General features: G+C 60.2%; 17 protein-coding genes. 7 read left to right on the forward strand and 10 right to left on the reverse strand.

All coding sequences use genetic code 11. The annotated features are described in order from the left end of the window. Nucleotides 1-31 precede the first annotated feature (31 nt). Together G5S37_RS26880 and G5S37_RS26885 are read right to left on the reverse strand one after the other, a co-directional pair. Complete coding sequence (locus tag G5S37_RS26880; protein ID WP_165208444.1) at nucleotides 32-1,492, reverse strand: DUF1501 domain-containing protein; 1,461 nt, start codon at nucleotides 1,490-1,492, stop codon at nucleotides 32-34. 17 nt (nucleotides 1,493-1,509) lie between these two features. Then, nucleotides 1,510-4,857 (reverse strand): PSD1 and planctomycete cytochrome C domain-containing protein, encoded by a 3,348-nt coding sequence (locus G5S37_RS26885; RefSeq protein WP_165208446.1) that lies wholly within the window; start codon nucleotides 4,855-4,857, stop codon nucleotides 1,510-1,512. A 180-nt stretch (nucleotides 4,858-5,037) separates the two neighbouring features. Here G5S37_RS26885 and G5S37_RS26890 point away from each other — a divergent pair, with 180 nt between their 5' ends. The 3 genes from G5S37_RS26890 to G5S37_RS26900 all read left to right on the forward strand — a co-directional run bounded on the left by G5S37_RS26890 (nucleotide 5,038) and on the right by G5S37_RS26900 (nucleotide 7,436). Further along, nucleotides 5,038-6,051 (forward strand): hypothetical protein, encoded by a 1,014-nt coding sequence (locus tag G5S37_RS26890; RefSeq protein ID WP_206026163.1) that lies wholly within the window; start codon nucleotides 5,038-5,040, stop codon nucleotides 6,049-6,051. A 188-nt stretch (nucleotides 6,052-6,239) separates the two neighbouring features. Continuing rightward, nucleotides 6,240-6,716: a hypothetical protein gene (locus G5S37_RS26895; RefSeq protein WP_165208450.1), complete on the forward strand. Its 477-nt coding sequence runs from the start codon at nucleotides 6,240-6,242 to the stop codon at nucleotides 6,714-6,716. Between the two features lie 123 nt (nucleotides 6,717-6,839). Then, entirely contained in the window at nucleotides 6,840-7,436 is a 597-nt protein-coding gene (locus G5S37_RS26900; RefSeq protein ID WP_165208452.1) for a DUF4291 domain-containing protein, read from the forward strand. A gap of 40 nt (nucleotides 7,437-7,476) precedes the next feature. On the opposite strand, the gene G5S37_RS26905 is transcribed toward G5S37_RS26900, so the two are convergent. The 8 genes from G5S37_RS26905 to G5S37_RS26940 form a co-directional block, all read right to left on the reverse strand. Further along, nucleotides 7,477-10,662 (reverse strand): multidrug efflux RND transporter permease subunit, encoded by a 3,186-nt coding sequence (locus tag G5S37_RS26905; protein WP_165208454.1) that lies wholly within the window; start codon nucleotides 10,660-10,662, stop codon nucleotides 7,477-7,479. A gap of 15 nt (nucleotides 10,663-10,677) precedes the next feature. Then, the gene (locus G5S37_RS26910) at nucleotides 10,678-11,793 is read right to left on the reverse strand and encodes an efflux RND transporter periplasmic adaptor subunit (protein ID WP_165208456.1); all 1,116 of its coding nucleotides are present in this window, start codon (nucleotides 11,791-11,793) and stop codon (nucleotides 10,678-10,680) included. A 153-nt stretch (nucleotides 11,794-11,946) separates the two neighbouring features. Beyond that, nucleotides 11,947-12,855: a site-specific tyrosine recombinase/integron integrase gene (gene xerA, locus G5S37_RS26915; protein WP_165208458.1), complete on the reverse strand. Its 909-nt coding sequence runs from the start codon at nucleotides 12,853-12,855 to the stop codon at nucleotides 11,947-11,949. Between the two features lie 87 nt (nucleotides 12,856-12,942). After that, a complete protein-coding gene (locus tag G5S37_RS26920; protein ID WP_165208460.1) occupies nucleotides 12,943-14,319 on the reverse strand; it encodes a DUF1501 domain-containing protein in 1,377 nt (458 codons plus the stop codon). Between the two features lie 48 nt (nucleotides 14,320-14,367). Further along, entirely contained in the window at nucleotides 14,368-16,344 is a 1,977-nt protein-coding gene (locus tag G5S37_RS26925) for a DUF1549 and DUF1553 domain-containing protein (RefSeq protein ID WP_206026164.1), read from the reverse strand. A gap of 47 nt (nucleotides 16,345-16,391) precedes the next feature. After that, complete coding sequence (locus tag G5S37_RS26930) at nucleotides 16,392-17,939, reverse strand: pectate lyase (RefSeq protein WP_165208464.1); 1,548 nt, start codon at nucleotides 17,937-17,939, stop codon at nucleotides 16,392-16,394. A 55-nt stretch (nucleotides 17,940-17,994) separates the two neighbouring features. Continuing rightward, nucleotides 17,995-19,659, reverse strand: coding sequence for a M56 family metallopeptidase (locus tag G5S37_RS26935; protein ID WP_165208466.1), 1,665 nt, complete (start codon nucleotides 19,657-19,659; stop codon nucleotides 17,995-17,997). Continuing rightward, nucleotides 19,656-20,069: a BlaI/MecI/CopY family transcriptional regulator gene (locus G5S37_RS26940; RefSeq protein ID WP_165208468.1), complete on the reverse strand. Its 414-nt coding sequence runs from the start codon at nucleotides 20,067-20,069 to the stop codon at nucleotides 19,656-19,658. The genes G5S37_RS26935 and G5S37_RS26940 overlap by 4 nt, the downstream gene beginning before the upstream one ends. 198 nt (nucleotides 20,070-20,267) lie before the next feature. Between G5S37_RS26940 and G5S37_RS26945 the strand changes: the two genes are divergently transcribed. The 4 genes from G5S37_RS26945 to G5S37_RS26960 all read left to right on the forward strand — a co-directional run bounded on the left by G5S37_RS26945 (nucleotide 20,268) and on the right by G5S37_RS26960 (nucleotide 26,566). Beyond that, entirely contained in the window at nucleotides 20,268-20,744 is a 477-nt protein-coding gene (locus G5S37_RS26945) for a hypothetical protein (protein WP_165208470.1), read from the forward strand. Nucleotides 20,745-20,833: 89 nt separating this feature from the next. Next, nucleotides 20,834-22,810: a discoidin domain-containing protein gene (locus tag G5S37_RS26950; protein ID WP_165208472.1), complete on the forward strand. Its 1,977-nt coding sequence runs from the start codon at nucleotides 20,834-20,836 to the stop codon at nucleotides 22,808-22,810. Nucleotides 22,811-22,816: 6 nt separating this feature from the next. Further along, nucleotides 22,817-23,470 (forward strand): response regulator transcription factor, encoded by a 654-nt coding sequence (locus tag G5S37_RS26955; protein ID WP_165208474.1) that lies wholly within the window; start codon nucleotides 22,817-22,819, stop codon nucleotides 23,468-23,470. A gap of 72 nt (nucleotides 23,471-23,542) precedes the next feature. Continuing rightward, nucleotides 23,543-26,566 (forward strand): DUF1553 domain-containing protein, encoded by a 3,024-nt coding sequence (locus G5S37_RS26960; RefSeq protein WP_240914724.1) that lies wholly within the window; start codon nucleotides 23,543-23,545, stop codon nucleotides 26,564-26,566. Nucleotides 26,567-26,587: the final 21 nt, after the last annotated feature.

The following is a 26,587-nucleotide window of genomic DNA, read 5'->3' on the forward strand; positions in this document are numbered from 1 at the left end:
GCCGCCGCTCCTTGGGAAGCAGGTCGCGTGCTTACGCAATCAGATCGTGGATCACCTTTGGCCCGTCCTCCACGCCGGTGAGGCGGTAGTCGAGGCCGGCATAGCGGTAGGTGAACTTGTGGTGATCAAAGCCCAGCAGATGCAGAATGGTGGCGTGGAGGTCACGCACGTGCATTGGATTCTCCACCGCCTGGAAGCCGAACTCATCGGTGGCGCCGTAGACGGTGCCACCCTTCACGCCACCGCCGGCCATCCACGTGGTAAAGCCCCAGTGGTTGTGGTCACGGCCGCGCTGCTTGCCGGCATTGGATCCCGGCGTGGGAAGCTCGACAGAAGGGGTGCGGCCGAATTCACCGCCCCAGATGAGCAGCGTTTCATCGAAGAGACCACGCTGCTTCAAGTCGGTCATCAGCGCGGCGATGGGACGGTCCGTCTGGTCCGCGAGACGCTTGTGGTCGAGGATTTCATCGTGGTTGTCCCACGGCTGGCCTTCACCCGTCCAGAGCTGCAGGAAGCGCACACCACGTTCCAGGAGGCGGCGCGCGATGAGGCACTGACGTGCAAACGCTTCCTTCCCCTTGCCCTGGATGCCGTACATCTGGCGCACGGACTCCGGCTCCTTCATGATGTCAAAGGCATCACTGGCCTCCATCTGCATGCGGTAGCCGAGCTCATAGCTCTGGATGCGTGCATCAAGCTGGCCATCGCGCTGACGCTCGATCATGTGGCGCTGGTTCAGCTCAAGAAGCAGATCAAGCTGACGGCGCTGTTGTTTGAGGTCGAGCGACGTGTTGCGCACAAACTCCACGAGCTTGTCCACCTCGAGGTTCTCCGAGTCCACATAAGTGCCTTGATACACGCTGGGGAGGAAGGCCGCCTGCCAGTTCTTGGAACGGCGGATCGGCATGCCATTCGGGCACATCACGATGTAGCCCGGCAGGTTCTGGTTTTCCGAACCGAGACCGTACGTGATCCACGAACCCATGCTGGGGCGATTGAGACGGCTCTCACCGCAGTTCAGCAGGCCAAGCGAAGGCTCGTGGTTCGGCACGTCCGCGTGCATGGAGCGGATGACGCACATGTCGTCCGCGTGCTGCGCGGTATTCGCAAAGAGCTCACTGACCTCAAGACCGCTCTTCCCGTATTTTTGGAAAGTGAAGGGCGATTTGAAGCCTGCTCCCGTGGGACGCTCCGTCTTGAGCGTATTCGGCAGCATCTTGCCGTCCAACTTCGTGAGCATCGGCTTCGGGTCGAAGGTGTCCACATGGGAGGGGCCACCGTTCATGAAGAGATGCACCACCCGCTTCGCCTTGGGAGTGAACTGCGGGACCCTTGCGCCAAACGGGTCCTGCACCGTAGCCGGAGCAGCCTGCGCTCCAGTTTCATGCATCAGTTTCCCAAGCGCCATGGAGCCGAAGCCCATGCCGATGCGCGAAAGCAATCCGCGGCGGGTCAGGAAATGATGTTCAAGATTGGGGGCGTGATGGGACATGGGGGATTCTATCTATCTTAGTCTACGAACTGGAACTCGTTGCTCATCAAAAGAACCTGGACGAGCTGGGAAAGGGGATTCTGCGGGCGCGGGCGCTTGATGGGCCAGTGGCTGGCATCGTTGAAGTCGTCGTCGGACTTGGTCAGCAAGGTGGTCTTCCCGTTGATCTCATCGATTCCGTAAATCGCGGGACGCCAGTCGAAAGCATCGCTGTTGGTGTCACCGTTCTCTGAGTCCACCACGAAGTCGATGACTTCACCGCGGGTCACGTTCAGGCTGGCGATCTCCATGTTCTTTTCCGATTTGGGAGCGACCATGTCATTGATCAATACGCCCTGCTTGTTGGAAATGACGAGGCCGCGAATGCCATTGCCGTTCGGACTGTCGCGATCCAGCCTGCCGGAGATGCGGATGGTGCCATCGAAGGGAGAGGTCCAGCGCAGGACAGCCGCATGCTGGCTGCCGGGGTGACCGCCGCCCTCCGACCACTGCGTGTAGCTCCACTGCTTGTCCGGCATGTCCTTGCTCATGCTCCACCACTTGCGGCTCTTGCTGGCGCCGTTGTAGGTGGCGAAGGGAATGAACTCATAGCCGGTGATTTTCCCGCTGGCATCGCGCTGCTGCTTGCCGGCGCCGTACTTCCAGAGGAAGGGCGGCTTGTCCTGCAGATCGGTCGCATCGTTGACGAACCGCTGGGCCAGTTCCACCTCCTCCGGCTTGGGTTCACGAAGGAGCACCTTGCGGTACAGGGCGGTGATGGTCTGCGAATCGATGGCGCTGCCCTCTTGTGGCAGTTTCGTGGCAAGTTTGCCAGACTGATCCCGCATGAAGGGTGAGTTCATGAGGAACAGCGCCTGCTGCGGCACCGTGGTGTTGTAGCGCTGCGGGCTGTGCGTGTCCGGATTGGCGAAGTCGAACATCGCCGGCACCGTCGCCTGGTTGAAGCGGTCGACGATGAGATAGAGGCTGCGGCGTGAATTCACATCACCTGCATTGAGTGCCACGGGGCGGCCACCCATCTTCGAAGCATCGAGCGTACCCGTTACGCCGATCATGGCGTCGCGCATGGCCTCGTAGTCGAGACGCTGGCGGCTCTGGCGACTGAGCAGCGTGTTGTCCGCATCCTTCAAATCCTTGTCCTGAGTCGACACCGCACTCTGCTGCCAGGTACGTGAGTTCAGAATCATGCGATGCAGGCTCTTCAGGCTCCAGCCCTGCTCCATGAAGTTCGCGGAAAGCCAGTTCAGCAAGTCAAGCTGCACCGGAGCGGGAGTCTGCACGCCGAAGTCGCTGGTCTGGCTCACGAGCGGTGAACCAAAGTGCTGCAGCCACACGCGATTCACGATCACACGAGGTGTCAGAGGATTGTCGCGACTGGCAATGGCGTTGGCGAGCTCTTCACGTCCGCTGCCATTGGTGAACTTCTGTCCGCCCAGGAACGTCAGGAAACCACGCGGTGCCACTTCACCGGGGCGCCCCTGATTGCCGCGGATGAAGATGCGCATATCGCCCGGCTTCTCCTTGTCATTCATCACCATGGCGCGTGGAGGTGCGCCCGGGGAGCTCAGCTCGATCTTCTTAATCTCATTGCGGAAGCGGGTCATGGTCTCCGTGTCCTTCCGGGTAAAGAACTGATCCACCTGGTCCACCGGCACGGCCATGGGAGACTGGGGCTCCAGCAACACGCTGCGCACCGCCTGCCAGTCCGCGTTGTCAGGTTCCTTTCCGGAAATGCAGGTCACAAACACGTCAGCGTACAGGCCCAGCACATCGTCCATCGACTTGGGCGCGGGGCGCTTGGCGAGTTCATTGCGGATGACGGCGTTCGTGGGGCTGCCTTCCTTGGTGAGCTTGTCTTTCAGGCCTGCGGACGCCTGCTCAAAACCTTCCTTCGGCAGTGAGGAGAATTCCTTCCACGCCACCATGACGGCATGCGGCTTGGAAGTGGCGGTATGGCGCTTCACAAACTCACGCCAGCGCGAAGCCACACGGTCGCGCAGCTTGAGCTGGCCTGCCTTTCCGCGGAAGGCATCGCCGTTGAGGTCTTCCTTCACCGACTGCTGGGCAAAGGCGAGGTACTCACGCATGCGATCCGCCTTGCGCATGTCCTCGAACACTTCCTTGCGGAAGACATTCATCTTTTCCTCCACCTTCGAGACCTCACCACGATAAGCGGCATACTCCACCTCACTGGAGGCCTTGCCGATCACCGGCAGATCCTCGGGGATCTCGCTGCTGTTGAAGACACCGTAGAGCGCGTAGTAGTCCTTCGTGGGAATCGGGTCAAACTTGTGATCGTGGCAGCGCGCGCAGGTGACCGTAAGACCCAGCGTACCGCGGGTGAGCACATCGATCCGGTCATCCGTCTGCAGGTCCTTGTTGGAGATGAAGGTGTCTCCCACCGTCAGGAAGCCAAGCGCCGCGAGATTCTTGGAGCCTGTGTCCGCCCCTGCGATGCGATCCGCAGCAATCTGGTGCTTCAGGAACTCATCATACGGCATGTCCGCGTTCAATGAGTCCACCACCCAGTCACGGTAGGTGAAAGCGTAGGGGAAACGATAATCCTTCCCACCGACCTGATAGCCTTCCGTGTCCGAATAGCGCGCCACGTCCAGCCAGTAGCGGCCCCAGCGCTCGCCGTAGTGAGGGGAGTTCAGCAGATCATCGATGAGCTTCGCCGGCGCATTGGGTGACGGATCATTCACAAACGCCTGCAGTTCTTCAAACGAAGGCGGCAGACCGGTGAGTGTCACATAAAGGCGACGACCGAGGACGGCGCGATCCGCAGGCGGGGCAAACTCAAGACCGGCTTTCTCCAACTTCGCGGCGACAAAGGCATCGACGGGATTAGCCGCTTTCAGCTTGGGACTGGCGATGGCAGGCACGGGCGGCTTGGCCACCTTCTGGAAAGCCCAGTGGTCTTCCCACGCCGCATGATGATCGCCTGCAGCCTCCTTCGGCCAAGGCGCACCCATTTTCACCCACTGTACCAGCGCATCGATCTGATTCGCCGCGAGCTGCGGCTTCTTGGAAGGCATGGGCTCCGCGCCCGCCGCGTGACGGATCGCCTTGATGAGCACACTGTTCTCCGGGTCGCCGGGAATGATGACCTTCTTGTAATCCGTGCCGCGCATGACGCCGGCGCGGCTGTTCAGCATGAGGCCGCTCTTGGCCTTGTGCCCCTCGTGGCAGGAGTAGCAATTCTCCGCCAGCACGGGCCGGACATTCTTCTCAAAGAACGTGATCTGCTCTGCCGTGAAGACCGGCTCGGCCTCGGGCTTCGTTGAGGCTGAATACAATGATGCCGTGCAGGCGGCGGAGACGCCGCCCATCAGCATCAACCGGAGGGTCAAGGAGAAGGCCATTTTTGAGGTCGTCCGCGGCAGGGTTTTCAATCAACACCACGGAAGCAGTAAACGTGCTGGGATAGGGCGATTTTTCAACGGTGACTCACCGAGTTGGGGCCAATTTACCCAGTAATTTGTGCAGGGTGACCAGGCTCGGAAAGCTTGCGTTTTTTCTTCGATAGCGAAATATACGAGATCATGAATGCACCTCATCTCAGCATACGAGTGTCGGCCATGACACGACTCGTGGTGTGTTTGCTAGTTAGCGCGGGCATCTGGGTTGGAGAAGCCACCGCCGCAGGCAATGCGAGCGACGCCAGAGAGCTCACCAAGGCTCTCGAAGGCACCAAATGGTTGTGGCACGGCAAGGAGGACCGCGTCCTGGAACTCCGCAAGGGTGGGAAATTCGACCTCGATGACTGGGCTCAGCAGGGCATCTCTGCCGAGTGGAAGGTCACAGGACCCAAGGAAGTGACGGTGACTGTCGTGAGCCAGAAGTTCAGAGACCTCACCGCCACCCTGGTTTTTGATGACGGCCTGAATTCCTTCACCGGTCACGATCTGGACAAGAAACGTGTCATCACTCCCAGCCCGCGCCTCGGTAAGAATGGTCAGGGCGGCCTGGCGCAGGCCGAGCTGACCAAGCTCCTCGGCGGCACCCAGTGGCACTGGCATGGCAAACCGGACCGGGTGCTGGAACTTCGCAAGGACGGAACGTTTCAGCTCGACGACTGGGCCCAGCAAGGCATTACCGCCACCTGGCGGGTCACCGGGCAGCGGGAGGTCACTGTGACCGTCACCAGCCAGAAGTTCAAGAACCTGACTGCCACCTTGATCTTCACCGAGGATTTCAGTGCCTTCACGGGAACGGATCTCGACAAGAATCGCATCATTGCCGTGAGCCCGCGGGTGGATGCCGGAGCTATCCTCGCACTGAATCTCGGCGGAACCCGGTGGCTCTGGCATGGCAAACAAGACCGCGTCCTGCATTTGCGCAGTGACGGCAGGTTCGAGTTGGATGATTGGGCACAGCAGGGCATCACGGCCATCTGGCAGGGCACGGGTCCGCGCGAGGTCACCGTGACCGTCACCAGCCAGAAGTTCCGAGACCTCACGGCAACGCTCATCTTCGATGACGCGCTGACATCCTTTACTGGCACGGACCTCGACAAGAACCGGCAGATCGTGAGAAGCCCGCGTGTCGGGAATTGAGACGGCTCTCAACACAACGGTCCGCTGGCATCACCCGGCACCGGGGTGCCGCGGTATTTCCGAGGCATCTTCAAGACACCGGAACCTCCACCTGATGAGCGGGTTATCAGACGATAGATCCGATTTTTTCCAGATCGCGTGGACCGGTTTGGATTTCTGACGGATATTGGCGGGTCAGAGTTTCATCCATGACATCTGTCATCGAGTACTATTCCGATTCCATCATTACAAAATCACGCGGGTTCCTGGAGTACGCGACCTTGGGCAACTGGGGTCAAGTCTGCACTCTCGACCTGACTCGAAGAACACTTGAGGTAAGGACGCGCAGGCTTCTGGATTCCAACACCCGAGTCCACAGCCTCAATGAATTCGATGCCGTGGACTACAGCTACGAGTGCTTGCAGTCCGTGACCAGGGAAAGCGTGGAGTACGATTCCGACGAGTTCCGCGTGGGTCTGCGCTTTCGCTCCACGGGCAAGGTGCTTCCACTCGCGGTCTTCCACGGAAGCACCTCCACCCCGGTGGTGAATGGGTTGTTTGACGCGTTTATAACCTCCATTCTTCCCGCCTCATGGATGGAAGGGACCGGAGGCACCCAGGACGTCGAATCCCGCGCCCTGGCAAACATGCTGTGCCACAAGCTATCTCTGGAGCTGGCGTTGTAGATCCCTGCCGGCTCTCAGAAAGGACGCGTGCTCGTGGGAAAGCCGGAGTGAGCGTTGTCGAAAGACGATCGCCCTGCAGCAGACAGAGTTCAGACACCAATTCTCAGAGAGCATACAGTCAACATGCCCGCACCCTACGAGATCCGTGCCACCTATGACCGCGATACGATCGTCGTGTACCAGGCCTATTCCTCAGCCATTGCCGACCCGGCAGTGAAAGCACAGGCATTCGTGCCCCCATTTTCGATGGGACGAATGACCTGGATAAAGCCCTCCTTCCTCTGGCTCATGCACCGGAGCAACTGGGGAACCAAAAGCGGGCAGGAGCGGACCCTTGCCGTGACCATCTCACGAGCTGGATGGGAAACCGCTCTAAGCAAAGCGGTGCTCACCGTGTACGAGCCCTCCGTCTTCAAGTCCAAGGCTGACTGGGATGAGCAATTCCAAAATGCTGAAGTTCACGTGCAGTGGGATCCGGAGCGCAACCTTCGCGGAGCTTCCCTCGATCACTACAGCATCCAGGTCGGCGTCAGCCGCTTCGTCATTCGGGAGTTCGTCGATAACTGGATTCAAAAAATCGAGGACTTCACTCCCCGTGTCGCAAAGATTCACACACTGCTGCGTAGCGGAAAGGCAGATGAAGCAAAGCGTCATCTGCCTGTCGAGCGAGTCTACACACCGCCAGCAGCCATCGGGAAACGGCTGTTGATCAATCCGTGATCAACAGCGCCCGGCAGGCCCGAAACTCCAGTTCGCCAATTCACGAAATCTCCCCCGCAATCTCCCTGGTCTCTGCGGGAGTATGCCGCGGCTTCATGAACTTCGCGATGATCACGTAGAACACCGGCGTGAAGATGAGGCCGAAGAACGTGACGCCGATCATCCCGTAGAACACCGCCGTACCCAGCGCCTGGCGCATTTCCGCGCCGGCACCTCTCGCCAGCACGAGCGGCAGTACACCAAGAATAAAGGCGAAGCTGGTCATCAAAATGGGGCGCAGACGCAGACGGCAGGCTTCCACCGCAGCCTTGAAGCGATCCTCCCCCGCCTCCTGACGCTGCCGGGCAAACTCCACGATCAGGATCGCGTTCTTCGCCGCCAGACCAATCAACACCACAAGGCCAATCTGTGTGAAGAGATTGTTATCCTGCCCGCGCAGCCAGACCCCGCCGATGGCGCTGAGCAAACACATTGGCACAATCAGAATCACCGCCAGCGGCAGCAGCCAGCTCTCGTACTGGGCAGACAGCACCAGGAACACGAAGAGCACGCACAGCGGGAAGACGAACATGATCGTATTCCCCGCCAGGATCTGCTGATACGTCAGGTCCGTCCACTCGATGTCGAAGCCCGACGGCAGATGCTCCTTCGCCAGGCGTTGCACCGTGTCGATCATTTCACCGGAGCTGATCTCCGGGCCGATGTTCCCGTTGATGTCCGCACTGGTGAACATGTTGTACCTCTGCACACGATCCACGCCGCCAATCTTCGTCACCTTCACCATCGCGCCGAGTGGCACGAGATCTCCGTCACGGTTTCGTGTTTTCAGTCGGGTGACGTCTTCCGGCTTCACGCGATCCTGCGGCTCCGCCTGAGCAGTAACCTGCCAGGTGCGGCCGAAGAGATTGAAGTCATTCACATACATGGACCCCAGGTACACCTGCATGGTCTCATTCAGCTCATTGAGCGGCACCCCCATGTTTTTCGCCGCCTGCCGGTCGATGTCCACGTAGTACTGCGGCGCATTCGAACGGAAGCCGGTGATGATGGAAAGGAACCCCGGCTCCTTGCTGATGGCATCCACCAGCTTTTGCGTGGCGCCTTGTAGCGCAGGAAAGCCCGCGTTATCCAAATCCTGCACCTGCACCTTGAAGCCGCCGGCATTTCCCAGGCCACGCAGTGGCGGTGGCGGGAGAATCAACACGCGAGCTTCCTGGATGCCTGCCGTGCGCTTCTTCAACTCCGCCATGAGGGCACTCACATGCTGGGATGCGTCTTTGCGTTCCTTGAACGGCTTGGGAATGATGAACGCCGCACCCACATTCGACTGGTTCGCCTGGAGCACCGACGAGTAGCCCACGATGGCAAAGGTGTGGTCCACACCGGGAATCTCGCGTGCGATCGCATCCACACGCTTGGTCACGGCATCCGTGCGATTGAACGATGCACCGTCCGGAAGCTGGATCACCACCAGGAAGTAACCCATGTCCTGCACGGGAATGAAACCGGTGGGCACCTTCTTGAACAACCAGCCCGCGGAAAGGATCAACCCGCCATACACTACCAGCATGATAAAAGCCATGCGAGTGAGGCGCGCGACAGTGCTGCCATAGAAATTAGACAGCTTGTCGAAGACCCGGTTGAAGCCATCGAAGAACGCTCCGATCAGGCGGAACGGCCAGAACTTGCGCACCGGTTTCTCACCCGCGCCATGCTCCTCCTTGTGCTTCAAGAGAAGTGCGCACAACGCCGGTGAAAGCGTGAGCGAATTCAGCGCGGAGATCACCGTGGACACCGCAATGGTAAGTGCGAACTGCTGGTAGAACCGGCCCGTGATGCCGCCGAGGAAGGCCGTCGGCACGAACACGGCGCACAGCACCAGCGCCACGGCAATGACCGGCCCGGTCACCTCCTTCATCGCTCGCAAGGTGGCCTCCCGCGGGTGGAATCCTTTCGCCAGGTACCGCTCCACATTCTCCACCACCACGATAGCGTCATCCACCACGATGCCGATGGCCAGCACCAACCCGAAGAGGGAGAGATTGTTCAGCGAGAATCCAAACATCAACATGACCGCCAGCGTGCCGATGAGGGACACAGGCACGGCCAGCAGGGGAATGAGGCTCGCACGCCAGCTCTGCAGGAACAGGATCACCACCAGCACCACGAGAAGCACCGCTTCTCCCAACGTCGCATAAACGGAGTGCATCGAATCGCGCACGAACTTCGTCGGGTCGTAGTTGATGCGATAGTCCACGCCCGGAGGGAAGCGTTCCTTGATCTTCGCCATCTCCGCGTACACGGCATCGGCCGTGTCCAGGGCGTTGCTGCCGGGAAGCTGGAACACACGGAGGGAGATCGCGTTCTTCCCGTCCATGTAGCTCTTCACGGAGTAGTCCCGCGCGCCCAGTTCCACGCGCGCGACGTCCTTCACCCGGATCACGTGGCCGTGCTCGCCGGTACGCACCACGATGTTCTCAAACTCCTCGGGGTTGATCAGGCGGCCGCGCGTGGTCAGCGTGTATTGAAACTCCGTCCCGTTTGGCGTCGGCTGCTGGCCGAGCTGGCCCGCGGCAACCTGTACGTTCTGCTCACGCACCGCTCGCACAAAGTCACCGGCTGTAAGGTTGCGACTGGCGAGCTTGTCCGGATCCAGCCAGAGCCGCATGTTGTAATCAAGCCCGCCAAGCGTGGAGGCCTCCGCCACGCCGGGGAGACGCGCAATGCGGTTCTGCACCTGCAGCGCCACGTAGTTGGCGAGGTAGAAGGTATCGCGCGATTCATCTGGCGAATAGAACTGCACGGACATCGTGAGGTCCGGCGAGCGCTTCTGCGCCGTGACGCCCAAGCGGCGCACGTCCTCGGGCAGTCGCGGCAGAGCTGCATTCACGCGGTTCTGCACCAGCACCTGTGCCTGGTCGAGATTTGTGCCCAGCTTGAAGGTGATGGTTATTTGCAGCCTTCCGTCACTCGTGCTGGAGGAGGAGAGGTAGAGCATGTTCTCCACCCCGTTGATCTCCTGCTCCAGTGGAGCAGCAACAGTCTCAGCCAGCGTTTGTGCATTGGCACCGGGATACGTGGCGGACACTACCACGGTGGGAGGCGCTACCTCCGGATACTGGGAAATCGGCAGCGCGAAGTACGCCAGGACACCCAGCAGGGTGATGACGATGCTCAGTACCGCGGCGAAGATGGGACGGTCGACAAAGAAGCGGGGGAGATTCATGGTCGGCGCAGTCCTTTACTTCGTCTCCTCCGCCGGCCACGGCATGGGTGATTCCTGGGCATTGACCTTGGTGTTGTTGCGCACCGCCATCAGGCCATTGATCACAATGCGCTCGCCCGGTTTCAACCCGCTGCGCACAATCCGCAATCCATCCTCCAGCGCGCCGGTCTCAATGGTGCGGAAGTGCGCCACACCCTCCGCGTCCACGACATAAACGAAGGGCTGCCCCTGGTCGCTGCCGATAGCGCTGTCACGCACCAGCAGCGCGTCGATGACACCAGTCCCCGGCACGCGAATCCGCGCGAAATAGCCAGGCGCCATCAGACGGTCCGCATTGGGAAACTTCGCGCGGCAGCGGATGGTGCCGGTGTTGGGAGAGACCTCATTGTCCACAAACTCCACCACACCCTTGTGCGGATATCCCTCTTCAATGTGCAGTTCCATTTCTGCTTCCACCTCTCCGAAGAGCGCACTGTCTCTCTTTCCCTGCTTGTAGAGTTCGCGGTACTTGAGCGAGGAACGCTCATCCACTTCAAAGAAGCAGTAGATGGGGTCCACACTCACCACCGTCGTGAGCAGGGTGGAGTTGTTGGAGTCGTCACCAATGATCAGGTTGCCTTCGCGCACACGGGCATCGCTGATGCGGCCCGCGATGGGCGCACGGACTTCCGTGTGGTCGAGGTCAATTTTCGCCAGCTCCAAGGCGGCTGTGGCAGCGCGCACCTCAGCATCCACGCCGCGGCGTGTGTTCACGCGTTGCTCGAAGTCTTCCGCGGAGATGGCCTTCGCAGCCACAAGTCCCTCGGCCCTCTTGGCCTCGCTCGCAGCCAGCTCCAACCGTGTCTTCGCGCGGTCCAGTTCCGCAGCGGCCCGATCCACGGTGGCCTTGTAGCTGCGCGGATCGATGGTGAAAAGCAAGTCTCCTGCCTTCACATCCGCCCCGTCCTTCACGTGAATCTTGTCCAGATACCCGGAAACTCGCGCACGGATATGCACCGTCTCCGGCGCAGCCAAACGTCCCACGTAATGATCCCATTCCTTGAGTCGCTTCTGCACCGGGATGGCCACGGTGACATTTGGGGGCGTCTGTACCGCAGCTTGAGCGACCGGCTTTTCGCACGAGGCGAGCAAGCCTGCCACTCCTGCAAGCGCAAGGAATGTTAGGAATCGAGTCATCAGGAAGGGGTTGGGGGGACCAAAACCTACGCACCGAGCGATGGCAAGGTTGCAGCGTCTGGGCTCAATGGACGTGTGGGGCAGGTAAAATGCGACCCCTAGCCTCTGCTAAGAGATCTTGTTAGCTCGGGGATGCGCCCCTTCATAGACCTTTTTCATCCGCTCCGTGGTCACCTGGGTGTAGATCTGCGTGGTGCTCAAGCTGGCGTGGCCCAGGAGTTCCTGCACGCTGCGAAGGTCCGCGCCATTATCGAGCAAATGAGTGGCAAAACTGTGACGGAACTTGTGCGGCGTCACGTTCACCGGCACCCCGGCGAGGCGGCAGTATTTTTTCACGATGTCCGTGATAGCCTGCACAGTCATGCGCTTCCCCACCTTGCTGCGGAAAAGGGGGCCGTCATGCACACCCGCCTTGCTGCGGTAGCGCTGCACCGCCTTCACCGCAGGCTCGCCCATGGGACACAGGCGTTGTTTCCTCCCCTTCCCCAGTACCTTCACGGTCTCGGTGTACACATCCATGTCCTCCACGTTCATGCCGGCGAGTTCGCTGATGCGCACGCCGGTGCTGTAGAACATCTCCAAAATGGCCGAATCCCGCTCCGGTGCCCACGCGGGAGCCTGCTTCTCCTTCGGGGTCACCATCGGCAGGTCGAGCATGGAGGTGACCTGGCTTACCGTCAGCGTGACCGGCAGCTTCTTCTCCTGCTTGGGGAGCTGCACTTCCAGGAGTGGATTCTTCACCAACCCATCCCGCCGCGTCAGAAACTTGAAGAACGAACGCAGCGCCGCGAAGTGCAGCCGGATGGTTGCCCGGCCCAACTCCGCCTTCATCTGCTCAAAGAGGTAACGCCGGAAGTCATCCGCCGTCAGCGCCTCCCATGAGGTGAAGCCGCGATGCCCCGTGCGGAAGGTATCCAGCGCATGCCGGTAGTTCTCCAGCGTGCGCGGCGACGCATTCCGCTCCACTTCCATGAAGGTGAGGAAGCGGGCCGTGAGGGCGTCGGGCTCAAGAGACATGCGTTGGCACTGGCAGCCAACGGAAGGTTTAACGCAAAGCAGCGAAGCAGCAAAGGGATTGCATGCCTTGCGCACAAGAGTGCGACATCAGGACACAATCTCCATCGCCACGCGCCCATGCACATCGGTGAGGCGGAAGTCGCGGCCTGCGTATTTGTAGGTCAGGATCTCGTGATCGAGGCCAAGGAGGTGGAGGATGGTGGCGTGGACGTCGTGGGTATCCATCTTGCCTTCGACGGCAGTCTTGCCGGTTTCGTCCGTGGCGCCGTGGCGCATGCCACCCTTCACGCCACCTCCGGCCATCCACATGGTGAAGCCGGTGGCATTGTGCCCGCGACCATTACCGTCGCCTTTGTCATCGTTGGGCGTGCGGCCGAATTCCCCGCCCCATAGGATGAGGGTGTCCTTCAGCATGTCGCGCTGCTTCAGGTCGGTGATGAGACCGGCGATGGGCTTGTCGATGGATTCGGCGCGACTGCCGAGGTTCTTGCGAAGGTTGTTGTGATGGTCCCAGCCGGTGTGCGTGATTTGGATGAAGCGCACGCCCTTCTCCGCGAGTCGTCTTGCCGTGAGGCATTGTGTACCAAAACGCTCGGAGGCGGCATTATCGAGGCCGTAGAGCGCATTCATCGAATCCGGCTCCTTGGAAAGGTCGAGCACGCTAGGCACCGAGGTCTGCATCTGGCAGGCCATCTCCATGGACTGGATCACGCCTTCCAACTCGGGATTGGACGGATCATGTTGCGTGAGCAGGCGGCGGTTCAGCTTCTGCATGAAGTCCACCTGCGTTCGCTGGTTTTCATACGAGAGCAACGGCTCCAGATTCGGCAGGCCACGCTGACCGCCGCTGATGCGCGTGCCTTGATAGGTGGCGGGCAGGAAGGCCGAGCCATAATTCATCGCGCCGCCCTGATCATGCGGTGGGTCGATAGTGATGAAGCCGGGCAAATCCTGCGCCTCGGTGCCGAGACCATAGACGGTCCACGCGCCCATGGAGGGGCGGACGAACATTTCATTCCCCGTGTGCAAGGCAACCGTTGCCTGTTGATGCGAAGGCGTGCGCGTCGTGCAGCCATTCAGCAGGCAGAGATCATCCGCATGCATCGAAAGTTCCGGAAAGGCCTCGGAGATCATGATGCCACTTTTCCCGCGTGGCTCGAACTTGAAGCGTGAACCCAGAATCGCTCCACTCGGACCACCTTCGCGGTCCGCGATCTCCGGCTTCCAATCGAAGGTATCCAGATGGCTGGGTCCACCCTGCATGTAGAGGAAGATGACCCGCTTCGCCTTGGGAGCATGATGCGGTTTCTTGGGCGCCAGGGGATTCACATACCCCGACTTCTGCTCCGCCTGAAGCTGCCACCCATTCAGTGCGGAGAATGCCAGCCAGCCAAACCCGGCGCTGGTGCTCTGCAGGAAGCCACGACGCGTAGTGGCGAGGGAAATGTTCGAGCAGGTGTTCATGGAATTGGGATTTCAAATTTGAGATCTCAAATTTCAGATCGAATCGAACTAGAGGAGATAGCGGAACTCGGCGCTGCTCATGAGCGCCTGGATGAGGATGGCCCAGCGGGCGGAGCCTAAGGAGGCATCGAGCGCCTTCATCATGTCACGGGCTGCGGTGACTTCCGCGACGTCCGGCTTGCGCCCTAGAACACGGATGTAGGCGACCTGCACGCGCGCGGCATCGTCCTTGTGTTCTTCCTCCAGCAGACGCTCGGCAGCAGCGCGCGCGAGCGAAGCGGAGAGTTCCCCATTCAGGAAGAACAAGGCCTGCGGCGCCACGGTGGTGACTTCGCGCTGTCCTTTGATCTGGCTCGGATCAGGAAAGTCGAAGGTCTCATGCATAGGCGTGAGCAGGGAGCGCAGCACCGGCAGATACACAGTACGGCACGGCTCATCATCCGGCGTCAGACTGCGCAGTCTCGCTTCCTTCCCCTTCCCTCCGTAGCCCGCCACCTGCGTTCCCTCTGGACGCTCAAACTTCAACTCTCCCGCGACGAAGAACATGGAGTCGCGAATGGCTTCCATTTCCAACCGACGCAGGTTCATGCGCCAGAAATAATCATTCCCGCCATCGAGTTCTTCCTTCGCCGCATCTCCCTTGCTGCTGAGCCGGTAGGTACGGCTCAGCATGATGCTGCGGATCATCTGCTTCACAGACCAGCTATTCTCCACAAAGCGCACGGCGAGATGATCCAGCAGTTCCGGATGCGTGGGCTCTTCACCGGTGCGGCCGAAATCATCCACGCTGCGCACGATGCCGCGACCAAAGAGGTGCTGCCAGATACGGTTCACCATCACACGTGAAGTGAGTGGATGATTCGGCGTGGAGATCCACTTCGCGAGCTCCAGCCGGCCACTCGCCTTCTCCGGAATCACCGGCAGCGGAGGCAGCATGGGAATCTGTAACTCACCACGCTTCGGTGCCTCACCGCGATTGTACGCGTCTCCTTTGATGGCCAAGGGACAGTCCTGCGGCTCACCCTCCGCCAAGCCCATGGCGCGAGCGGGATCAAAGCGGTAGAACACAGGATAGCGTCCGTTGTTCATCTGCATGTCCATCATGCTGCTGTCGTCGCTACCGGAACTGGAAGACGATGCGACGCCGCTCTTCCCTGATGTATTAGCGGCTACCTCCGTTCCAGCCGCAGGTACGCGCACCAGGGCATCCACATCGACATAACCGTTCGCGCCGAGATCTCCCTTGGGGCGCTGCCCCTGCCAGGTCTCGCTACTATAAAAGATGCCTGCGAGCGCGTAGTAGTCCCGTTGTGTGATGGCATCTGTCTTGTGATCATGGCATCGCGCACACGCCACCGTGAGACCGAAGAAGGCACGCGTAGTGACATCGATCTGATCATCCACCTGATCCATACGGAAGAGTTCGCCGCCATCGGATAGATCGAGCGAGGCCATGGTGAGCATGCCGGTGGCGATGGTGTTCTCCGACCTCTCCTGCGGTGTAGCAGCAGGCAGCAGATCGCCCGCAAGCTGTTCCGCAATGAAACGGTTGTACGGCTTGTCCTTGTTGAAGGCATCGATCACATAATCCCGATAACGTCGCGCGAAGGGGAACGCGGCATTCATGGTGCGGCCCACGCTGTCCGCATAGCGCACCACATCCAGCCAGTGGCGTCCCCACCGCTCGCCAAAGCGCGGTGACTGCAACAAGCGATCCACCACCTTTGCAAAAGCCTGATCGTCATTGGCCGGATCACGCAGGAAGTCCTCAAGCTCCTTCTCCGTGGGCGGCAGGCCAGTGAGATCAAAGGTGGCGCGTCGCAGCAGCACGGCACGCTCCGCATCCAGATTTGGCAAAATCTTTTTTTCCTCCAGCTTCACGAGGATGAAGCGATCGAGATCATCACGGATCCAGTTCTCGCGCTCGACCTTGGGCGCCACGGGTCGGTAGAGCGGACGAAACGCCCACGACACAGCCTCTTTGTCACGCGCCACGACGGACGATGCCGCCAACAGCGAGCCCAAGGCCACCCCTCTGGTCACCTTCAATAACAAAGACGCATGCATGGAAGTCAGCGCGGTTTGGATTTCAGCCAGAGGCAGAGCTGGCGGACATTCTTCACAAAAGTCTCACTGTGCAGCACACCACCGGGCGGGCTGGTCTTCTTCCCCTCCGCGTTGCGCATGATGCCGCGGTCATCCTTCGTCTCCGCCCACGCCCCCTGGCTATTCATGCTCGCCAGAATCTCGCCTGCCTCTGAGTCCGTAGGCGTGGTGAGTGGTGGAAGCTGGTAGAGCCCCTGTGGAACGCCGCCGGATTGCAGCCGCTGCATCGTACGCTGAATGCCATCCAACTCCGGATCCCACTTCCAGCCGTAGTTCGAGGCGGTGCGGTCATCGTCATACGTGAGCTCATGACCTTTGCCACCGGGACCACGTTTGAAGTAGAGCGGCTTGTTCGTCTGCAACTCGTAGAACCGCGCGAGCTTGCCCTCCGGTAGTTTCGATTTTCCCAGATAGCTGATGGCCGCAGGCAGTGGCTGCAGGTATTTCTTTTCTCCCGTCGCTGCGGTCAGCGTGAGCAAGGACCACATGACCGCCTGCGACTCCCGTCCACTGATGGCCGGTGGCTCGAACGCGCGGCTCCACACCGGCTGCATGTTCGCATCATATTGTTGCCCCCAGGCTGGCTGGGGATCCGGCATCCGAGCCAGCAGGAGGAAATCTCCCGCACGTTTCGCAGCATCGATGTAGCGCGGCTCCTTATAGGTCTGTCCCGCAAGCAGGAGCGTGCGGATCAACGTGGCATGCATATTGTCATTCGTGACGTAGCACCCGGTGAAGTCCTTCGGCCACGTGCGCGACCACGAGGAGGGATAGGACGCCTGCTTCACAGGATAGCGTGTGGCATCCGCCTGCTTCTCGGGATACACATCAAAACTCGCCGACCATGCACCGCAGGGATACTGCGCCTTCACCAACGCATCAAGGGCATAGAGCGCAGCTTCGTGGATCTCTTCATCCTTGAACTCCAGAGCCTGATCCACTCTCACCAGCAGACGCACGGCACTCTGCGTCACGTCATCATCCAGCGTGGAGTAATTGGTGTCCTTGTACTTACGCTCGCGCCAGATGTGCCAGCCTGCCTCGCCCCTAGGAGCCTTGCTGCGATCCAAAAGTTTCCCTCCCGCATCACGTCTATAGAGCACCTTGGCGCGTGTACCTTCAGCGAAGTGTCCGGAGTAGTCCCACCCACCTGAGGCAAGCTGCGTGCGCGAGAGCGCATGCGCGGCATCCGTGGCAGCCTTCAGGCACGCGTCGTCACCGGTGGCGAGAAACACTTCGAGAACGGCCTCTCCCACCGCCGGCGTGCCGGGAGGTTGGATCCAGATGGTATCCGGCGCGGGAATGCCCTCCGCCTCACGCAGGGTGAAGTCCGCGCTGTAGCGGTACACATACCCGCCGTGCGACGCCGCCTTCTGATGATAGAACGCCACCGCACGCTTCAGCGCCTGGGTCACGTTGTCGCGCGTTGGCGGCAGTGCTTGAAGGGAACCGACACCACAGGTGTTGGCTGCCAAGAGAAGTAGCAACGCGGATGCGACAGATCGGGTGCGCATGGTGGTGCGTTTTCAGACAGTCAGAGAGACTAGCAGCTTACAGAGGGACCGGGCCTCAACGCTCCCCGGATGGCTTTTTCGTTTCTCGACCATCTTCATCGGGGAGGGACGAGAACATCTTGACGTGATTGTCACGTGCCGCATCAACAACCTCAAGCACGGCTTTGGCAGGCACATCAGGGTCGCCCTGCATCAACAGGGTCATGCCAGCACCGTGCTGGTGCAAATAGCCACGCAGCTTCCCAATCGGTATCGTCTCGTCCCCAATGGCAACTTTTTCGCCCTTGTCGATCAACCGCATCACCAGAATTTTATCATCAGGGATCTTACCGTCACGCGCCTCTGCTTTCTGGGCCTCTCCATCACGAGGTCCGGTCTTTTTTGTTTCACCGTCGCGCGCGCCGGATTTCTTTCCTTCGCCATCACGGAGACCTGACTTCTTGCCCTCGCCGTCACGTGCACCTGTCTTCTTTTGTTCCCCATCACGAGGCCCGGATTTCTTCGCTTCTCCATCGCGAGGACCCTCCTTCCCGGCCTCTCCGTCGCGCGGTCCCGTTCTCGCCTGCTCACCATCGCGGGGACCTGTCTTGGCCTGCTCGCCATCACCTTTGGCTTTTTCTTCGGCAGGCTTCGCTTTCTCATCGTCCGCGCGGCTGGCAGTCGTGAAAGTGAGGCACGCCAATGCAGGTACAATCAGAAGGGCCGCATAACGGGCCACGGCAGAGGAGCGGGGCAGGGCGATCATTTGGATGCGAGTTTGGATTTCCTTGGTATGACGGAAGAACGGCACGGCAGGCACAGGCACGCTCGCCATGCTATTCTCGAGAGTCTTCAGCAGTGCCTCGCCATAGTGGCTGCGCTGGGTGTGGCTGAGCTTTTCCAGCGCAATGCGGTCGCACTCCAGCTCGGCGTCCGCCCGCATACGGCGGGCGAGCAACCACACGAGAGGATTGAACCAATGCAGCGCGCAAACGGCGAGCAGGAGACGGCTCCACATCAGATCGCCCCGCCGCACGTGCGCCAGCTCATGCAAGAACATGCCGCGAATCTCCTCCGTGCTGAATCGCTGGCGCAACCCTTCCGGCACCAGAATCACCGGCCGCCACCACCCATGCACAGCGACGGTGGGAAGCCCACGCACCACCCAGATGCCACACTTCCGCGTCACGCCCATGCGCTCGGTACACCATTCAAGATCGCGATAGAGTTCTGCATCCGTGCGCACGCGGAAACGGGTGACCAAACGGTGCAGCACCCCATGCGAATACAGAATCCACGCACTCACCACCACGACACCCGCCAACCACAACCACACGACGATGGTAGCCACGGAAGGCATGCGAAAGGTTTCTGCAACAGCCACGGGGGTGACCTCTGCATCTACACGCTCCACAGCGAGCCGCTCGTCACCCGCTGACTCGCGTCCTCGCAGGATGTCCGCCACAGCGGGCGCCACCTTCTGCTCATTTCCATCCGCAGTCATCTGCGCGGTCTGCAACGGTGCCGCCCAGGCTGGCCGCCACGAAACCTCCGGCACCCAGGGCAGCAGCAGACGAATCAACACAATCGCCGCCAGCCAGCCACGCCAGCGCGCGGGAAAATCCTGCCAGCGCCCCAGCACCAGCACCACTAGAGCGGGCAGCAGGATGATGAGCGAAGTATCCCACGCCCAGGCAGCGACGGCACTGAGTCCCGTCATGAAAGAGTCCGGCAGGTTCATTTCTTGTCTCCTTTCAACAGGCGCCGCATCTCCTCGAGCTCCTTCGGTGTGACTTCTTCACGTTCCAGGAAGCAGGCCAGCAGCGGTGCGAGCCGGCCTCCAAATACACGGTCGACAAAGGTCTTGCTCGCCTCATGCACGCACTGGGCCTCATCCACCAGCGGATGATAAATGTACTCGCGCCCCTCCTGACGGAAACCAAGCGCCTGCTTCTGCACGAGTCGATTGATGAGCGACTGCACCGTGCGCGGTTTCCAATGCTGCCTGCCCTCCAGCGCAGCGACGATCTGCTTCGCTGTCGCTTCGCCTGCCCGCCAGAACTCCGTCATCACCACCCATTCCGCATCCGAGATGGAGGGGACGGAGGCGGCAGGTTTCGTGGCGGCGGACTTGGAGCGCGGGGACGGCATACAGGAGACGATTTGGATTACGTTCGTAATATTCGCCATTTGATCACAAATGTAATCGGTGGGCAAGGAGATTTTCACAGGGTCGACAAAATATGAATGCAAGGCTACGGAGCACCCTGGTTCCTTTCCATCCGAGAGATGAAAGCTTCCCCGTCTCGGCAGTAACTTACCACCAACCTACTGCGAACCACACTGGCCATGTCGCTCTTCCAACGCTTCTGCAAATGCCACTGGCTTGAAAACGCCGCCAAAGATCCCGAGGTTCCCATCACCTTCGACGGTCAGATGAATGAATTTCATCTGCAGTGCTCGAATGGGCAGGGAACGATGCCTCTCTACCACTGCCCATTCTGTGGGCGCCGTGCTCCCAAGTCCCTACGCGCTACCTTCTTTGCCAATGTCACGACCGAGGAGTCCGCGAGATTGTTTCTCCTCACTGAGCGCATCTTCACAGAAGCCGAGCTCCTGGCTGCATGGGGTGCTCCTGATCATGACTTCCCCATTTCGGGCGGCATCACCACTCCTGGCACAGATACAGACCCTCCGGAAGCATTCGTGGCCGGAAGAAGGGTGGTCTACACCAAACTGTCTGACACGGCAGATGTGAACGTCCGCATCCTCAAGGATGGAAACCTGCGATTTTCGTTCACCGGGAAAAACATCGGACCTGAGTGATCTCTGACGGATGCACTGCGGGTCGTTATGAGTCACACCCCAATGAAGTGACAAGTGCCACCTCTTCCGTGGCGTATCCATAGCCCTGCGTGCTCAGTACTTGCCGCTCCATTTCCCTCTCCTTGCTTTTCTGTGCCGCAGCACCTGCCGCACAGGCGGACGTGTGGTCGCTGCTCAATGATCAACTCACCGCCATCGATCACCGGCGTGGTCTCACGAGCGTGGATCTGGCGTCGAAGCCGCCCCTGCCACCACCTCAAGCTCATGAGCACGCGGGATTCCACAGCGGCTTTTCCCCCACGGCAGATGCCGTGCGCTGGGTGCAGGTCGACCTTGGAAAAGAAGTGCCCGTCGACAGCATCGTGGTGATTCCGGCCTACTTTGGCGCCACGACCGAGGGCACCGGTGCCTACGGCTGGCCGGCACGCTTTCGCATCGATGCCTCCCGCGATGCGGTGTTCGCCGAGTCCGTGACGCTTTTCGATGGCACAAGTGTGGATCAGCCCTCGCAGGTAGCGCCGTTTGTCGCGGACGGCAAAGGAGTCACAGCGAGATACGTACGCTTCAGTGCAACGCAGCTCGCTCGCCAGCCGCGCAGCCAGAACCGGTACATGTTCTGCCTTGGCGAGATGATGATCTTCGCTGCAGGCAGCAACGTCGCACTCCATGCGCCTGTAACTTCCACGCGATCCACCGACACACCGCCAACGTGGTCTGCCGAACACCTCGTGGATGGCTGGACAGCGCTGGGTATTCCTGCGATACCCGAGCCGGCTCACCCGTCCGGCAATGGCTGGCACAGTGGCATCTCGCCCGTGGCAGATACAGCGAAGTGGGTGCAGGTGGATCTGGGCGGCAGTATGCCGATTGCGGAGGTGCGCTTGTATCCCGCGCACCCACCGGATTTCCCAGACCGGCCCGGGTTTGGCTTTCCACGTCGGTTCCGCCTGGAATGCTCAGATGATGCCACCTTCGCCAGTTCGCAAATGATCGAGGATCACACGAACGCAGAGTATCCGAATCCAGCGGACAATGTCGCGACCTTCTGCACGGCTCCACACCAGGCGCGCTATGTACGTCTGACCGCCACCCAGCTCTGGCAGCGCAACGACGACTTCGTCTTTGCCCTCGCGGAGATGGAAGTGCTTTCCTCTGGAAAGAATATGGCCATCGGAATGCCTGTCACATTCCTCGATGAAACCAACACCGGCTCATGGAACCGTACCCGCCTGGTGGATGGTGAAGTCGCGCAAGGGCGCCTCGTGGAACCTCTTTCCTGGCACCAGAAACTTGCCGAGCGTGTGAAGTTGGAGGAGGAACTCGTCAAGCTGGAGGCAGAACGCAGTGCGGCTCTTGCCGTTGCTCATGAGCGCGCCCTGTGGATCGGAGGAACGTTGCTGACGTTCGCTTTGGCCACAGCTTTGGCGATGATGCAACGCGGAAGGCAGGAGAGGCGGCGTGAGTTGGAGGCTTTGCGCCAGCGCATCGCACGCGACCTGCACGATGAAGTAGGCAGCCATCTCGGCAGCATTTCTCTCGCCAGTGAGCTGGCATTGCGCCAGCAGGATCTGGGTGAAGAGACGCGCCAGGCTCTCGATGAGATGCAGCGCTCCGCGAAACAGGCTGCGGAGTCCATGCGCGGCATCCTGTGGCTCGTGCGTGAAGGCGGCGAACCCTCCCTACTGCGGCTCATGCAGGCCTTGCGGGAGAGTGCCGCGGCGCAGCTTCATGGCGTCGACTGGGAGTTGCAGGTAAAGGAGCCCGTAGCAGACCGCACCGCGTCGCTGGAATTCCACCGCCATGTATTCCTGTTCTTCAAGGAGGCCATGCATAACATCGCACGGCACGCACGAGCCACGGAGGTGCGCATGGTGGCAGAGTGGGACGAGCACAACTTCGACCTGCGCATTGAGGACAATGGCGCCGGCTTCGATGCGCGACGCAAAGGAGACGGAAGCGGACTGGCAAATATGCAGCATCGCGCGGAGGCCTTGCGCGGGCGCATGGAACTCGCCACCGTGCCCGGCAGAGGCACCACCATCACGCTCAACGCGCAGCTCGCCTGAACCTCCATGGACTCCAAGGAAAAGAAACACATCTGGGTCGTGGAGGATCATGCGCCCTTCCGCCGCACCCTCGGCAAGGTGCTGAATGCCGAAAGGGACATGCACTGCTCCCGTGAGTATGATTCGTGTGAACTCGCACTGCAGGCACTGAACAAGGAGAAAGCAGATGAGCCGGATGCAATACTGCTGGATGTGGGCCTGCCGGGCATGAGTGGACTGGAGGGCATCCGCCATTTCCGCGAACGCTGCCCGAAGGCGCAGATAATCATCCTCACCGTCTTCGAGGACGATGAAAAAATCTTCCAGGCGATCTGCGCCGGAGCGTCGGGCTACCTTCTGAAGACCGCGGGGGCGGACGCGATTGTTCAGGCCATTCATGATGCCCTCAATGGTGGTTCACCCATGAACCCGCGCATCGCACGCCGCGTGCTGGAGATGTTCTCCCGGCTGGCCCCGAAGAAATCAGACTACGGCCTGAGCGAGCGTGAAAAGGAGATCCTTCAGCACATGGTGAAGGGGCTGATCAAAAAAGAAATCGCCGACCGCCTCCAGCTCAGCGTGCACACGGTAGACACCTACCTCCGGCGCATCTACGAAAAGCTGGAGGTGAACACCCGCACCGGCGCCGTGGCCAAGGCTCTGAAGGAAGGGCTGGTATAGGCGGGCAGCGCTGTGTGTGTCACGCGTACGCGTGGCATGAAAGAACACCCAAAGGACCGTTAATGAACGGTGATGCTCCGCGCCGTGATGCCCAGTGTGTTTTTGATGCTGCCTGCCACCCTGCTGGCGGCGCCGGTGGATTTTACCCGGGATGTGCGACCCATCTTTGAAAAGCACTGCCATGAGTGCCATGGGACCGAAAAGCAGAAGAATGGCTTCCGACTGGACGTGAAGCAGGAAGCTTTCACCAGCGGCGATGCTCATGCCCCCAATCTCCTGCCCGGGAAGAGTGCAGAGAGTCCCTTGTTTCTTTTCATCAGCGGCCTGGATGACAAGGTCCAGATGCCACCCAAGGCAAAGGGCACCCGGCTCACTGCCGCAGAGGTGGCCACCATCAGGCAGTGGATCGATGAAGGCGCTGTATGGCCGGACGGAATCGACACGGCTCAGGTAGAGGACCGCATGGATTGGTGGGCCTTCAAGCCGTTGGTGAAACTGGCAGTGCCACTCCCACGTGATGGAGATTCTCCCGACTCAACTCAGAATGCGATTGACGTCATCGTGGAGGCCAAACTTCGCGAGCATCGCGCAGCACCGGCCCAAGAGGCTGATGCGCGCACGTTGATTCGCCGTTTGAGTTATGACCTCATCGGCCTGCCACCCTCGCCTGAAGAGGTCGAGGCATTTGCCCGTGAGCAATCTTCGGGGGATGCCGACCAGCGTGAAAAGAACTATGCAGCGCTCGTGGATCGCCTTCTCGCGTCACCTCGATATGGGGAGCGCTGGGCACGTCATTGGCTCGATCTCGTGCACTACGGCGAGACCCATGGGTACGACAAGGACAAGCCACGCCTCAATGCCTGGCCGTACCGGGACTATGTGATCCGCGCCTTCAACGAGGATAAGCCCTACGAGCGTTTCGTGGAGGAGCAGATCGCTGGAGATGTGCTGCACCCCGGCACTGCGGACAGCATTGTGGCACTGGGCTTCATCGCAGCGGGACCGTGGGATCTCATCGGTCATGCTGAGGTGCCCGAATCAAAAATCGATGGCAGGATCGCCCGCCACCTGGATCGGGATGACATGGTGCAGAATACCATGGGCGCTTTCACTTCGCTCACGGTGGGCTGCGCACAGTGCCACAATCACAAGTTCGACCCCATCTCCCAGGGGGACTACTATTCCCTTCAAGCCGTCTTCGCCGCCCTCGATCGCGCTGACAGGAAGTACTTCGCCGATCCCGATCTGACGAAGCGCTATGCGACCCTGGAAGCCAGGCAGCGGGATCTGACTTCGAAGCAAAAAGTGGTCGACGAGAAACTAACGTCACTCGGTGGCCAGACGCTTGCAAAGCTCAATGAGAACATCGAGGCCGCAAAGAAACGAGGCAAAGGCAACCTGCGTGCAGAGTTCGGTTACCACAGCGCCATTGCACCCACCCAGGACAGCGTGAAGTGGGTGCAGGTGGACCTCGGCCGCAGTGTTGTGCTGGACAAAGTGGTCCTGCGTCCTTGCTATGACGACTTCAACGGCGTCGGCGCCGGGTTTGGCTTCCCGCTTCGCTATCGTGTGGAAGCCTCTGATGACGAGACGTTCCAGAAGGACGTCATTCACCTCGTCGCACATGAAACGCAGGATGTGCCCAGCCCCGGAACCTCTCCCATTGTCATCCAGACGAACGGAGCCACCGCACGGTTCATTCGCGTCACCGCCACACGTCTCGCGCCGCGCAAGAATGACTACATTTTTGCGCTGGCAGAGGTGCAGGCGATCGATACCGCCAATCACAATGCGGCCGAGGGCGCCACCGTCACCGCGTTGGATTCCATCGAGGCACCTCCGCGCTGGAGGAAGGTCAACCTGGTGGATGCCATCTCCCCCGTGGAGGACGAAGGCGGGAACCTCGCCGCGTTGCAAGCCGAACGGGAACGATTCCTCGCCACTCTCGGAGATGCAGCATTGCATCGCGAGTTGAGTCAAATGAAGCAGGAACTCGCGGAAGTCAGCAAGGCACTAGCTGCTTTTCCCAAGCCTGATGTGGTGTACGCGGGTACGATACACCACGGGACTGGAGCATTTGCAGGCACAGGCGCCCAGAACGGGAAACCCCGCCCCATTTATCTCCTGAAGCGCGGTGATGTAAAGACTCCCGCCCAAGAGGCGAGTCCCGGAGCCATCTCTGCCATTTCGCTCAAATTCCACCTGCCCGCACGCTTCACTCTTTCTGACCTCGCCGATGAAGGTTCACGTCGTGCTGCGCTGGCAAGGTGGATCACCGCTCGCGAAAATCCACTCACGTGGCGCAGCATCGTGAACCGCGTGTGGCAGCATCATTTCGGGCGGGCGCTGGTGGATACACCGAATGACTTCGGACGCATGGGAGCAAAGCCCACGAATCCCGCTTTGCTGGACTGGCTCGCGGTCACCTTCCGCGATGACATGCACGGCTCATTGAAACAGCTCCACAAGCTCATCGTCATGAGCCGCACCTACCGGCAGTCCTCCCATGTTCCACACGCAGGCGACATCGCCGCACGCGATGGAGACAATCTGCTGCTCTGGCGGCAGAACCGCCGCAAGCTCGATGCCGAGTGTGTGCGTGACTCAGTGCTCGCCGTTGCCGGCAAACTGGATCTCACCATGGGCGGGCCCAGCTTCCAGGACTTCGTGATCGAGAAGCCTCAGCACTCGCCGCACTACGAATACAACCTCCACGACCCGAACGATCCCAAGTCGCACCGCCGCAGCATCTACCGCTTCATTGTGCGCTCGCAGCAGCAACCATTCATGACTACGCTCGACTGTGCGGATCCCTCCATGCGAGTGGACAAGCGGAATGAATCCATCAGTCCGCTTCAGGCGCTCGCGCTCAAGAACAACGGTCTCACGGTGACCATGGCTGACCATTTCGCGAACCGCGTGCAGCGCGAGACCAGCGGAAAGGAAGCACAAGTGCAGCGCGCCGTGGCCCTGTCCTTATGCCGTCCTGCAACCACTGAGGAGATTCCAACCCTCACCGCCTACGCAGAGGAGCATGGCATGGCGAACCTTTGCCGACTTCTGATGAATCTGAATGAGTTCAACTTCGTGGACTGAATGATGACTCAACTACCATCC

Origin of the sequence: Roseimicrobium sp. ORNL1 (assembly GCF_011044495.1) — a bacterium.
Classification (GTDB): domain Bacteria; phylum Verrucomicrobiota; class Verrucomicrobiia; order Verrucomicrobiales; family Verrucomicrobiaceae; genus Roseimicrobium.